Below are 12,681 nucleotides of genomic sequence, written 5' to 3'. Positions count from 1 at the left end.
ATGCAAACTAACGCGAACCGAATTCTAGCTGTACATTGTCGTCTTGTTTATGCATCCAGTGAAGGCGAACTCCAAGCATTGCTGCTGCTGAAGAAAGTCCAACAATGAATCCAATCCAAAAACCATGAGCGCCCATAGGCTCTACAATCCAGTCTGTCATACCTAAAATGTAACCTAGTGGTAAACCAATTAGCCAGTATGCAATGAATGTTCTGTTGAAGATCGCTCGCATGTCTTTATAACCACGTAATGCACCAGCTGCGATAACTTGTATTGCATCAGTACATTGGTAAATAGCAGCAAATAATAGAAGTTGCATGGCAATGGTAATTACTGCTCTATTATCGGTATAAAGTAGTGCAATATTTTCACTGAATATAACGGTCAGAGCAGCGGTGACAAATGATGTTGCTAAACCAACTAAAATTCCTACATGGGTAGCAATTTTGGCTCCTTCAATATTGCTCTCTCCTAGCTTGTGCCCAACACGAATACTCACCGCCGTACCAATACTCATAGGTAACATAAAGATTAGAGATGAGAAGTTAATGGCCACTTGGTGAGCCGCGACAATCAGTGAGCCTAATGGAGCAACTAAAAGCGCTACAACAGCAAATAAGGTCACTTCAAAAAAGATAGAGGCGGCAACTGGGAAGCCAAGTTTGAATAAGCGTACTTGAGCTTTAAGTTGAGGCTTATGGAACTCACCGAACACATTAATTTTTGCTAGGCGCTTCGAAGTCACAACATACAGCAGTAATAAAGCAAACATGATCCAATAAACAATCGCTGTTGCCACACCACAACCCACGCCACCAAGTGCAGGGGCGCCTAATTTACCGTAAACAAACATCCAATTAAGTGGAATGTTAATCAGCAAGCCAAGAAAACCGATCACCATCGCAGGTTTTGTTAGTGATAAGCCATCAGTTAAGCTACGTAAAGTCTGAAAAAGTAAGAATGCTGGTACGGCAAACATAACGGCATTCATGTAACCGTTGGTTTTGTCCGCCATAGCAGTTTCAACATCCATCATTTCTAAAATATATTGCGTCTGAAATAGAACACCAATGATTGGAATGGAAATCAGAAGCGCTAGCATAATCCCTTGTTGGATTTCAAAAGGGATCTTTACTTGGCGACCAGAACCGTTCAGCTGAGCGACAACAGGGACAAGAGCCATTAGCAGACCGACACCAAATAATATGGAAGGTAGCCAAATACTTGCTGCAATAGATACCGCAGCCATATCGATAGCACTTACGCCACCGGCCATGACGGTATCTACAAAGCTCATTCCTGTTTGAGCAACAGAGGCGATTAATACAGGTGTTGCAAGTTTGACTAAATTTGAGGCTTCTTGTTTGTATCGATGCACAATTAACTCCAGTAACGTTGAGGGTAGGTGAGCGAAGGAGTTAGACGTTCAGGACGAACGAGGTTTAACTGATCTTTAGGCTTCCACTAGGATGAATGATAAAGAAATGTCACAATAACTGCTATGAAAAACTGTTCATTCATCAAGTTTGATAGGAATATTATGTTTACAGGTATAGTGCAAGGCGTGGCGACGGTTGTTGCTATTGATAAAAAAGACAAATTCCAAACTCACATTATAGAACTCAATGGGCAGCTTGCTGAAGGTTTAGCGATTGGTGCTTCTGTTGCTCATAATGGTTGCTGTCTCACCGTCACTGAAATAAACGAGAACCGTATATCATTTGATCTTATGCAAGCGACACTTGCATTAACCAATTTAGGTGACGTTAATGTTGGCAATGACGTAAACATTGAACGTGCCGCAAAATTTGGTGATGAAATAGGTGGTCACAGTATGTCAGGGCACATTGCATTAACTGCGACTATTCAAAACATCATTAAAACTGAAAACAACCGTACTATTTGGTTCGAATTACCAGAAGCATCAATGAAGTATGTTTTAAGTAAAGGTTATATTGGTATAGATGGTTGTTCCTTAACGATCGGTGAAGTGGAAGATAATCGCTTTTCAGTGCACTTAATCCCAGAGACATTGAATAGAACGCTATTTGGAAGAAGGGAAGTAGGCGAGCGAGTTAATATTGAATTCGATCCTCAAACTCAAGCGATTGTGGATACAGTTGAAAGAGTACTCGCAGCGAAAGGCAACATTTAGTTAAAATGTAACAATAATAAAAGAGCACGTGAGTGCTCTTTTTTATTTATGTCCTGCGGTAGCGAGAGCGTTTTATCATTAAAAAATTTGTTCATCATCCGCATCAATGGACAAATTAATTTGGTCATTTAGCTCATCAACTTTCATGTCCAAATGAATTGCTCGGCAGCATGCTGGACAATCGTCATAAAAATCCTGGCTACCATTAGAAGCATCTAAAGTAATTCCAATCGAATGTCCGCAATGTGGGCAATTGACTCTTTTCTCAGTGTAATTATGCATAGAGTACTTCCTCTTACTTAGCTTGCATTACTGCTTAATTATTGACCCATAGCTAAAGGTGTTAATTATTAGCTTTACTCGAAGCTAGTGCTATTAGTAATTATGTAATTCACAAATAATTAATAAATTAAAAAGCTTGAATTCTTTCTATACAGGCTTCTGTTTGCGCAAGATAATGACCACCAAATTGATTGCAATGATTCAAAAGGTGATAAAGATTATAGATACCTTTTCGTTCACTATAGCCTAGATCTAAAGGTGCGATACTTTCATACCCTAAGTAAAAATCAGGCTGAAAACCTTCAAAAAGCTCAGTCATGGCAATATCACACTCGCGGTCTCCCCAATAACAAGCTGGGTCATAACAAATGGGTCCAAAAGCCGAATTCGCCACGTTTCCATGCCATAAGTCACCATGTAATAAAGAAGGGCGTGGGGTGTGCCCAGACAAACGAGTTTGGATCATATCGACCATCTCATCAATTTTGCCAAACTCAACCCCTTTTTCTTTAAGCAATTGCAATTGATAGCCAATACGCTGCTCTGCAAAAAAACGCGACCATTTCTTATGCCAAGGGTTTGGCTGCAAAGTACTGCCAATGAAGTTATCTTGGTCACAACCAAATTCTTTTTGTTCTCCCCATTGATGTAATTTGGCTAGTTGAACTCCGAAATCAAAGCTGTTTTTATCAGTTTCTAAAGGTTTTGTCGGTAAGTAATTTAAGATGATAAACGCGACATCTTTAGTTGTACCTATGTGAACAAGCTCAGGTACAAACACGGTATTGGTTGTTCTGAGTAAACGTAGATTTTCTGCTTCAATTTCAAATTTAGAGATGAAGTCACGTTGATTTACTTTTACAAAGTAGCGTTCATGCCCATCGCTGATCATGTAGCAGTCACTAATGTCTCCACCAGGGACTTTTACTCTTTCAGTTATTTGAAAGTTAAATAAGAGTGTATTTGAAAGCTGTTGAGAAATGGCCTGCCACATAGGAAATCCTCAATTTGGTTATGGTCTCTATTTATCAGTTTAGGATAAAAATGAGGAGTTTATCGACACGTTGGTCAATGTTCTTTGGTCTCATTTTGCTGGTAGATAACAATTTCATATAAATGTGACTGCGGTCTCTAAACTATTGTGTGGCAAAGTTTTGAGGAGATCCTTCGTTGGTAGAAAGATAGTTACCACTAGATGGGTGTGGTCGATAAGCTTATAAAGGCCCTTGCTTATATCCTGAATTAACCTCTCAAAGGTGAGCTTGATCACTGGAGACTGGTTGGAAAACGAATTTAATTTGATATGGTCGAGCTTAAATCTTAGATAAATACCGTATATTTATCGCCCTTAATTCATTTTGGTCTAAATTTGCGCATAATACCGTCATTGGTGTTATTTATATGCGAATTTTCATAATAAGTAGATGACAAATTCCCATGTTGACTTAATATTACTGATAACAGAATGAATCAATATTTTTGACAAGAATGTCAAACGGAGAAGTATAGTGGTTGTAGAAACCGATGGTTACTTAGCTTTAATCGAGCACCTGTCGTTTAACTTAGATGTATTTGCTTCTGAGACGGGTGATACGGGTACTGAAAGTATCGAGGATATTGTCACAGATATGATATCAACGAACATCATGGCAATCTTCGAGCAAAATCCAGAGCTACACTCTAGTGTGCGTTTTAAGTTGTTAAAAGAAGCGGATTCAGTTGTTGCTGATTTAGGTGAAGTATTAGCTGGCGTATGGCATAAAAAAGCGACCAATCCTCAGATCGAATTTTTGGATGAGTATATTGCTTTAGTTAAAAATTTATTTGATACAGCGGTCGCTAAGTACGACTAATTATCAATAGATGCTTCCAGCGTGAAGTTGGGCGAGTTTATACTCGCCTAAACTGCCAAAACTTTGATGCCCAATAAGGGTTATCCAACCTAGAAATAATTACCCCTTTCGATGTCGAAGCATGTAAAAATTGGTTCATCCCTAAGTAAATCCCCACATGGTTTGTATTTGGCGATGTTTTGAAAAAGACCAAATCCCCACTTTTCGCATCTTTGTAGTTGATCTTAATCCCTTCTTTACTTTGTTCATTGGTTGTTCTTGGGACACTTTGTTTAGTCACATTAAAAACAGCAACTTGTACAAATGCAGAACAATCTATCCCCCGAAACGATTCACCTCCAAATCGATAAGGAACGCCTTTCCATTCGTCATAAACACCTAGATAAGATTGCGTGATATGAGAGTCGTGTTGCAGTAGTTGTCGTTCATTTTCATTATTACTTATTGGAGGTGTAGAGCTGCATGCATTGAGAATGAAGGTGCAAGCGATTGCTATCACAATTTTTTTTGAATGCATTTGTCACTCTTTTGAAAAATAAATGAAATATAACTGTCACCAGTCACTTCTAGTATACGAACTAAATTAAGGGTTCTCCTTTACTTCGTCAAACTGGATTAAAAATGACTGACACACAAGCAACTGGAAAAAGTCTTACTACACCTCACTCCTTTTCATTAATCAATACCATTAGCATCGTTTTCCTTGTAATCATCGTTCTTGTTTCATTTCTATCATTTGCAAGCATTCGCGGTGTTGAACGAATTGGAAAGCAATTTGATAGCTTGTCAGAACAAGCCTTACCCTTAGCATTAAATAATGCCGAACTCACACAAAGCGTGCTGGAGCAGGTTAAGCTTATTTCATATTCAACTCAGACGACTGACCTTAAGGAATTAAAACAAGTTGAAGGTTCAATTAATCGAATATCTGAACAATCCAATTCGGTGATTCAAGAATTGTTTACTATTGCGCAGGCTTTTCCTGAAGCAATAACCCCAGAGCAAAAGCAGGCTATGAATGATGATGTTAACCAACTTCAACAGCACGCCTCTAACGTAATATCTAGACAGATTGATATTCAAGCTAGGCAAATAGAAATTGATAAAAACGTCGCTGGATTTCGTTACGGATTAACCTCTATTGGGGCAGAAATGAACCGAATTAGTTCTTTTTTGGTTGAAGACAACCCTGAAGCATTAGATGCCGCAAACCGATTCGTAGCCAGTGCAACAGCAATGGAAGGTCTATTTTTAGTTCTGATGATGCAAACAGAATTAGAGAAAGCAGAACTTGAATATAAAGAGATGCGAAATAGAAAAGCCAGCGTTAACTTGGCGTTTGATGACTTCAAAGAGTGGCACCCTGATATTGTTGAATTTGCTAGTTTAACAGCACCTTACGAGATGGTTAGCCAAGGGTTTAGTCAAGGTGGCGTTTTAAAACAAATTCTAAGTAAGCTAGAGTTGATGGAGCAACAAAAGTCAGAGCTAACGGAAATTATTACTTTAGCGAACTCATTGATAGGAACTCTTAATCAAATATCCTACACCGCATCGACCTTGATTGATCAGAGTGAAGACGTCGTAAATAGTACCATTACCAGTATTAATAAGACTTTGTTAATCAGTGGCATTGGCATCGCAAGCATTGTGTTCATTGCTTGGCTTGTATTTAGGCAATGGACGAATAAAGGGCTAAATAACATAGTACGACAACTCAATTTACTGGCAAGTCATGATTTTTCCAAGCAAGCAGACATCGTCGGTCCTAGAGAATTGCAGTACATTGCTACTAAATTGAATTCAGTGGTTGCTTCAACATCAGAGTCGGTTACTTCCGTCACTCGAAACTGTGAAACTCTTTATCAAACCGCTGAAGTTAGCCATGATGCGGCAGAGCAAACGAGTTCAAGTTTGCTTCAGCAGAATGAGTCTTTACAAAATATGATCGCTACGATCTCTCAATTAGAAGCCTCTATTGGTGAGATTGCGACTATCACTAATGCATCTAATGAAGACGCTTCTCTTGCTGCTGCGGAGTCAACCAAGGGTAGTGAAGTTGTTGGGTTAAACCAACAGCGTTTACAAGCTTTGGAGAAGTCACTGAGTTTAAATGAAGTATCAATGCATGAGCTAGATAGCCAAGTTAAGCAGATTAGAGAAATGGTTGATATGATCAGTGGTATTGCCGAAAGCACAAATTTACTTGCCTTGAACGCTGCCATTGAAGCGGCAAGGGCGGGGGAGCAAGGGCGCGGCTTTGCGGTTGTGGCTGATGAGGTAAGAAAATTAGCAAGTGATACTTCTCAGCAAACGACCAATATCCGAGTAATGATGAATGAACTGGTGTCCGCTGCCGACAAATCACGTACTTCTGTCACTGAATCGCGTAAAGAAATGGCAAGTGCTCTGCAAACAAGTGGTGATGTGCAGCAAGCGTTTGGTCAAATTGAATATGCGGTAGAGCAAATTCGAGGGCGTGTTGAACAAATTATGGTGGCTACCGAAGAACAAGCAAGAGCAACGACTGATGTGACGAGCTCAATCACAAGAATTTCGGATCAAGGCGAGCTAACAAAGCAACAGTTAGAGTCCATGGTTGGGAGCTCCCAGCAAGTGGCACAAATTGCTGGGAATCAACAAGTTCTACTTCATAAATATGTGTTGGTTTAGCCGCTGCTGCCTAACGAGTAGGTAGTCATCGCCTGAGAGTGCTTTACAGAGAGATTGTCAGCAGGGTTAAGCTTTTCTAAAAATATGAGCAATTAAATGTAGAGAGCAAACTTTATTGAGTACAACTTTATTTATCAAATAAGTTGTACTTATTTTATATTTGTTTCCAGTTTATTTTCGTGTGGATGAGTTGCTTTTAGTGTCAGTATCAAACTTGTTAAAAGGTTGAAGTAACATTTTATCTAATCTTTGCTCATTGCCCTCGGTAATCTCAGGGACTCCAATAATTACACTGTCATGACCAAGTTTTGGTTGTGCTTTATAGGTGTGAAAGATTACGTCCCAAATAGATAAGAAGAATCCGAAATTCGAGTGCGTTTCTTTTACAATTATAGAGTGGTGCACGCGGTGCATGTCTGGCGTGACAATTACTTTTCTTAGAAGAGCATCCAATTTTAGTGGCAGTTTCCCATTGCTGTGATTAAACATCGCACTTGCATTGAGTAATATTTCAAAAATAACCACGGCGATAGGCGGAACACCTAGGCTAATCACGATGGCAATTTTAATCAACATCGACAAAATCATTTCAATGGGATGAAAACGTGTTCCTGTAGTGACATCAATATCAAGATCTGCATGATGCACTCTGTGTAAGCGCCATAGCCAAGGAATGCGGTGAAAGATTAAATGCTGTAAATAGATAGCGAAATCCATCAATATCACACATAAAATTAAGCTTAACTCAAAAGGTATGGATACAAGGTTGAATAGCCCCCAACTATGTTCAGAAGCAATAATCGCGGCTTGGAACGAGGCAATCGGAATGAGAACTGCGATTAATACGCTGTTTAGTGCTACGAGGGCAAAATTATTACTCCAGCGATACCACTTTTTTTGAGTGAGCCCCTTTCTTGGAAGGCAGTACTCCCAAAGTGCGCAAAGGCTGAATACAGCGACAAAACAAAGTAACCGAAGTTGAGATGGCTCTTGCATAACTAATCCTTTTTTCATTCTATAGCTACTCTATCATTCTGTAAGTACTCTAAGTACAATCACGACAATTTTTTAGAACAATAACTGCCTTTCATGAGAATCCACGCTTTTCACCGTTTATACCTACATCGTTTATCTCTTTCTACCAAGCCATTTAAGGCTCGTGGGTGCAAAGTCGTTCGTTGCCAATATTGCCAAATTGTTGAAACGAATTGTATCTGCGATTATCAGCCAGATATTGAAACTAATGTAGCGGCAATGCTGCTTGTATCAGATAACGAAGTGATGAAACCGAGCAATACAGGTGGATTAATTGTCGATATTATTAAAGATAGCTACGTTTATCAGTGGCATCGCACCGAACCAAGTAAAGAAATGTTGGATATCTTAAATAGTGATAAATACCAACCTGTTATTGTGTTCCCTGAAGATTACACTGATGATAAATCACGTGTAGTAGCGGACTTACCTCAAGCTAGAGACCCAAATAAAACGCTATTACTGATTTTTATTGATGGCAGTTGGCGTGAAGCTCGTAAGATCTTTCGACGTTCTGAATACCTGCAAAAGTTACCGGTACTGTCTATTGAGCCAGAATCTGTTTCACAGTATATGATGAGAAAGTCAGATAACGAACAGCACCTATCAACCGCTGAAGTTGCGAGCCTTGTGTTAAAGCAAGCTGGAGAGAATAACGCAGCAACGACGTTACAACTTTGGTTCGAAGTTTTTAGAGAAAGCTACATGCTAAGTAAGACTCGTTATAAGTCCGACCAAACCAGACCTAGCTTAAAATCTTACATTGAACACAGCAAAAGCGAGACGTCACTCTAATCTTTTGCTTCAATGTGCTGCCTTGTTGTGCAAACGATATCATTCGACAAATAAACTGGATTTAAATCACGGTTTGTAGGGTGAGGGATGTGGATAATGCATTTAATATTAATTTTAACCCCTTATTTAGGGAAGAATTTGGAGATATTTCATGTATTACGGCTTCGATGTCGGTGGCACTAAAATTGAATTTGGCGCTTTCAATGAGAAACTAGAACGTGTGGCAACAGAGCGAGTTCCTACTCCAACTGATGACTACCAGCTATTAATCGATACTATAGCGGGTCTTGTTGAAAAATATGATGCTGAGTTTTCTTGTAAAGGTAAAGTTGGTTTAGGTCTTCCAGGTATGGAAGATGCTGACAGTGGCACAATGCTGGTGGTGAATGTACCTGCGTCTACAGGTAAACCGCTACGTAAAGATTTAGAAGCGAAAATTGATCGTCTAGTTAAGATTGAAAATGATGCAAACTGTTTTGCTCTTTCTGAAGCTTGGGATGATGAGCTTAAAGATGAGCCTTCAGTTGCTGGTTTAATCTTAGGTACTGGCTTCGGCGGCGGACTTGTTTTTGAAGGTAAAGTATTCTCAGGTCGTAACCACGTTGCGGGCGAACTTGGTCACATGCGTTTACCATTAGATGCTTGGTTACATCTTGGTGATAACGCACCCTTACTAAGTTGTGGTTGTGGTAAAAAAGGCTGTTTAGATAGTTACCTGTCTGGTCGAGGTTTTGAGCTGATTTATGAGCATTACTTTGGTGAGAAAAAGAAAGCTATCGATATTATTCAAGCTCATGCTCAAGGTGATGAAAATGCGGTTGAACATGTAGAGCGTTTCATGGAACTTCTAGCAATTTGCTTTGCCAACTTGTTCACGGCTCTAGATCCACATGTGGTTGCTCTTGGTGGCGGTTTATCGAATTTCGAATTAATTTACGAAGAAATGCCTAAACGTATTCCTAAGCATCTTCTATCGGTAGCGAAATGCCCTAAAATTATCAAAGCAAAACATGGTGATTCAGGCGGTGTTCGTGGCGCGGCATTCTTAAATATTGCTTAATTCTGCATTTATGGTTTGTAAAGCTAAGGGTTAGAAGAGCAAAGCTAAGATTTAGATAAATAAAAAGGTTGATGCAAAAAGCATCAACCTTTTTTAATAAATTAAGAGCTTGAGTCAGCGATTAACGATCTTTCTTCTTTTTACCAACGCCAAGGTTATCTTTCTGCTTCAGCGTTAACTTAGTAAAGCCTAACTTGCGGAAGTAATTATCTTGATAGTTTCGAACTGCTTTCGTATCAGAAATTAGTTCTAACTGTTGCTCAGTTTTTAAATATTCTGAAATATCAATGCCTTCTGCTTCTGCAACGGCTTCTTGAATATTTCTATGTTCTTGATATGAAAACAATAATTCTTTGTCTTCATCTTTGTACGTATATAAAATTGTGCGAGCCATATTTATGCTCTCCAATAGAATCAAATCTTTGAGCGCACTCTACCTAAAATTCGAAAGGGGCTCAAGTGAACTCTAGAAATAGCTTCGTAGTAAATGACTATATTTTAGCGCAATACACTTTACAGAACTCCATCTTGCTGGTATCAATGCACCACAAACATTATAAGTAGATCGAACAAGGTTATTAATGAACAGCCCACTTTATTCCCATACCCTCGGTATCATAACGCGCTCTCATAATTTACCTGGGCTTGAAGGCTTACAAGAAATAAAACTAAAGATCCAACAAGCTTGTGAACAGTATGATCAAGATGTACCTAAGGTTATTTCCTTGTTTCTTAACGCTTATACTCTTGATAGACAAAATCGGTTGGATGATGCGGAAAAAGTGTACATTGAATGTTTAAATGCACTGGATAGTGATGATGTACAGCTAAAAGTATTCATTAACGGTTTACTTGCATCAATCTACGTTGATAAAGAAGATCTGTTTTCTGCTTATAATCATTACGAAATCGTCCTCAATGACTTACCCAAAGTAGATGATAATATTAGTGCGCTTATCTACTGTAATATAAGTGACATGTACTTAGGGCTTGAAAAGTTCGAGAAAGCGATTGAATTTGCGGGAAAAGGGGTAACCACCGCCCTAAACTCTAATCGACAGCTAGGCTGTGCGGTCAGTTTATTGAACTTAGGCTATGCACATGCTCATCTTGGTCATTCACAAAAGGCGCTGGAAGCGATATTACAAGCGAAAGAGATCGGTGAACAATGTCGAGATAGCCGAACATTGGCATTGAGCCACGGTTATATTGCCCAAGCGATGCTCCTTAATGAACCCCATGATAGCGCCGTAATTATTAATCACTTTGAATTAGCAGAGCATCATTATCAACAAATAGAAGACAATCATAACCGTTTAGAAAATCTTCTAATCTGGGCCAAGTTCTTAGAACAGAAAGATGAAATAGACGAATGTAAACGGATATGTCAATTCGTTAGAGATAACTTCGACACAAAATCGAATTATACATTTTTCAGCTTATATTCGAAAACATTGAGTAAATTGAAGAAAAAAGAGAGAGCCTGGCAAGAGGTGGTGGCTGTTCAATCTGCACATATTGAATATACAGATCAAGTATTAAAGGGTTATACACAGCGGCAGGCTGACCTTGTAGTCAATAACGTTGAGACGATACAAACTAACCAACAAAATGACATATTAGAACAAATGCAAAAACATATGGGGGCTATTACTGAGATTGGTCAGTTTATTGCTACAGCGCCTAACCTTTATGCCGTTTTGCCTGAAATTTTGGAAAAGATAAATACGATCTTACCGACTTTTGAGTTTGGTATTGCACTCTATGATAAGCAAACTGATCTTTTAGACTATCGCTATTTTGTTGATAGCACTGGTCTTGTTGATAACTTAACAGTTAAGTGTCAAGAACATCAAACTGTGGGTACATATGTTATACAAAACAGAAAAACGGTTCATCTGAACACCGTAAATGATCATTCATTAGCACCTTATGTTGATCAATTGAGCCGTGAAGATGAAGATCTTGTAGTGCTCAGTGATTCAACAATGACAAACTCTATCCTTTTAACTCCAATTCTATTGAAAGAAGAAGTAATTGGTCTCCTTTCAGTACAGCACCATTTATCTAGTCAGTACCATCAACATCACAGATATTTGATTGAGCATTTAGCTAGTTTTATTGCTGTGTCCTTAGAAAATCAGAAACAAAGGCAAAAATTAGAAAGTGTCAACAGAACCTTAGAAACGTTATCTCAAACCGATCCTCTTACTGGGCTGTATAATCGTTACCAGTTAGGAAAGCTTACAAGTAAGTTAGTTCGGCAGGCTATGCTTGAACGTGAGACGCTAGCCGTGCTCATGATCGATATCGATGAATACAAGAAATACAATGACACCCATGGACATCTTCAGGGTGACGAAGCGTTAATAAGCCTTAGCCTTCTAATGAATAAGTTTTTTGGCGATGAAAGTGATTATTTATTCCGCTATGGCGGAGATGAGTTCATGGTAATTTGTTCTGCGCAAAATACGCACTCTATCCAACTTAAAATTGAAGCATTACGACAAGCTTTCTATGACATAAACCTATCAAACCCAAACTCTGTATTATCCGATAGATTAACTCTCTCAATTGGAGGATCTAACGTCTTATTTGAGAAGGGTAACTGTGCAATGCGTTCTAAAACAGAGTGTTTTAAAATGGTTTGTGACCAAGCAGATAAACATTTATATAAAGTGAAGGCATCTGGTCGAGACGGTTCATTAATTACTGAAGATAGCCTTTAAAATTCGACTAATTTAGTTTTGAGCTACTGGTCCCCAGCAATTATCTGTCTGGTAATACCTACGAAATGATTGAACTTTAAACATAAAGTGATTCATACG

General features: G+C 38.8%; 12 protein-coding genes. 6 read left to right on the top strand and 6 right to left on the bottom strand.

The annotated features are described in order from the left end of the window. Positions 1-7: 7 nt before the first annotated feature. On the bottom strand, positions 8-1,378 hold the full coding sequence (locus tag OCU78_RS07430; protein WP_137373179.1) for an MATE family efflux transporter: 1,371 nt from the start codon (positions 1,376-1,378) through the stop codon (positions 8-10). Positions 1,379-1,540: 162 nt separating this feature from the next. Here OCU78_RS07430 and OCU78_RS07425 point away from each other — a divergent pair, with 162 nt between their 5' ends. Then, positions 1,541-2,155, top strand: a complete 615-nt coding sequence (locus OCU78_RS07425) for a riboflavin synthase subunit alpha (RefSeq protein WP_137373180.1) — start codon at positions 1,541-1,543, stop codon at positions 2,153-2,155. Positions 2,156-2,233: 78 nt separating this feature from the next. On the opposite strand, the gene OCU78_RS07420 is transcribed toward OCU78_RS07425, so the two are convergent. Together OCU78_RS07420 and OCU78_RS07415 are read right to left on the bottom strand one after the other, a co-directional pair. Then, positions 2,234-2,437 (bottom strand): CPXCG motif-containing cysteine-rich protein, encoded by a 204-nt coding sequence (locus OCU78_RS07420; protein ID WP_137373181.1) that lies wholly within the window; start codon positions 2,435-2,437, stop codon positions 2,234-2,236. A gap of 127 nt (positions 2,438-2,564) precedes the next feature. Further along, entirely contained in the window at positions 2,565-3,431 is an 867-nt protein-coding gene (locus OCU78_RS07415; RefSeq protein ID WP_137373182.1) for a fructosamine kinase family protein, read from the bottom strand. Positions 3,432-3,945: 514 nt separating this feature from the next. Between OCU78_RS07415 and OCU78_RS07410 the strand changes: the two genes are divergently transcribed. After that, positions 3,946-4,290 carry a DUF3802 family protein gene (locus OCU78_RS07410; protein ID WP_137373183.1) on the top strand — a complete coding sequence of 115 codons (345 nt, stop codon included), beginning with the start codon at positions 3,946-3,948 and terminating at the stop codon, positions 4,288-4,290. Between the two features lie 37 nt (positions 4,291-4,327). On the opposite strand, the gene OCU78_RS07405 is transcribed toward OCU78_RS07410, so the two are convergent. Beyond that, entirely contained in the window at positions 4,328-4,807 is a 480-nt protein-coding gene (locus tag OCU78_RS07405; RefSeq protein WP_137373184.1) for a C40 family peptidase, read from the bottom strand. 104 nt (positions 4,808-4,911) lie between these two features. On the opposite strand from OCU78_RS07405, the gene OCU78_RS07400 reads away from it, so the two are divergent. Beyond that, positions 4,912-6,963 (top strand): methyl-accepting chemotaxis protein, encoded by a 2,052-nt coding sequence (locus OCU78_RS07400; RefSeq protein WP_137373185.1) that lies wholly within the window; start codon positions 4,912-4,914, stop codon positions 6,961-6,963. A 171-nt stretch (positions 6,964-7,134) separates the two neighbouring features. On the opposite strand, the gene OCU78_RS07395 is transcribed toward OCU78_RS07400, so the two are convergent. Continuing rightward, a complete protein-coding gene (locus OCU78_RS07395; RefSeq protein ID WP_137373186.1) occupies positions 7,135-7,959 on the bottom strand; it encodes a sterol desaturase family protein in 825 nt (274 codons plus the stop codon). 93 nt (positions 7,960-8,052) lie between these two features. On the opposite strand from OCU78_RS07395, the gene OCU78_RS07390 reads away from it, so the two are divergent. Both OCU78_RS07390 and nagK read left to right on the top strand, forming a co-directional pair. Then, the gene (locus tag OCU78_RS07390; protein ID WP_137373187.1) at positions 8,053-8,793 is read left to right on the top strand and encodes a tRNA-uridine aminocarboxypropyltransferase; all 741 of its coding nucleotides are present in this window, start codon (positions 8,053-8,055) and stop codon (positions 8,791-8,793) included. A gap of 151 nt (positions 8,794-8,944) precedes the next feature. Continuing rightward, entirely contained in the window at positions 8,945-9,853 is a 909-nt protein-coding gene (gene nagK, locus OCU78_RS07385) for an N-acetylglucosamine kinase (protein WP_137373188.1), read from the top strand. Between the two features lie 121 nt (positions 9,854-9,974). Here the strand turns inward: nagK and OCU78_RS07380 are convergent, their stop codons facing one another. Beyond that, positions 9,975-10,247 carry a DUF2960 family protein gene (locus tag OCU78_RS07380; protein WP_137373189.1) on the bottom strand — a complete coding sequence of 91 codons (273 nt, stop codon included), beginning with the start codon at positions 10,245-10,247 and terminating at the stop codon, positions 9,975-9,977. 187 nt (positions 10,248-10,434) lie between these two features. Here OCU78_RS07380 and OCU78_RS07375 point away from each other — a divergent pair, with 187 nt between their 5' ends. Beyond that, positions 10,435-12,582 (top strand): tetratricopeptide repeat-containing diguanylate cyclase, encoded by a 2,148-nt coding sequence (locus tag OCU78_RS07375; RefSeq protein WP_137373190.1) that lies wholly within the window; start codon positions 10,435-10,437, stop codon positions 12,580-12,582. The last annotated feature ends 99 nt before the right edge of the window (positions 12,583-12,681 follow it).

Source organism: Vibrio gallaecicus, from assembly GCF_024347495.1.
GTDB classification, from domain to species: domain Bacteria; phylum Pseudomonadota; class Gammaproteobacteria; order Enterobacterales; family Vibrionaceae; genus Vibrio; species Vibrio gallaecicus.
Note: the sequence above shows the minus strand (reverse complement) of the source record. Positions and strands in the feature narration are given on the sequence as shown.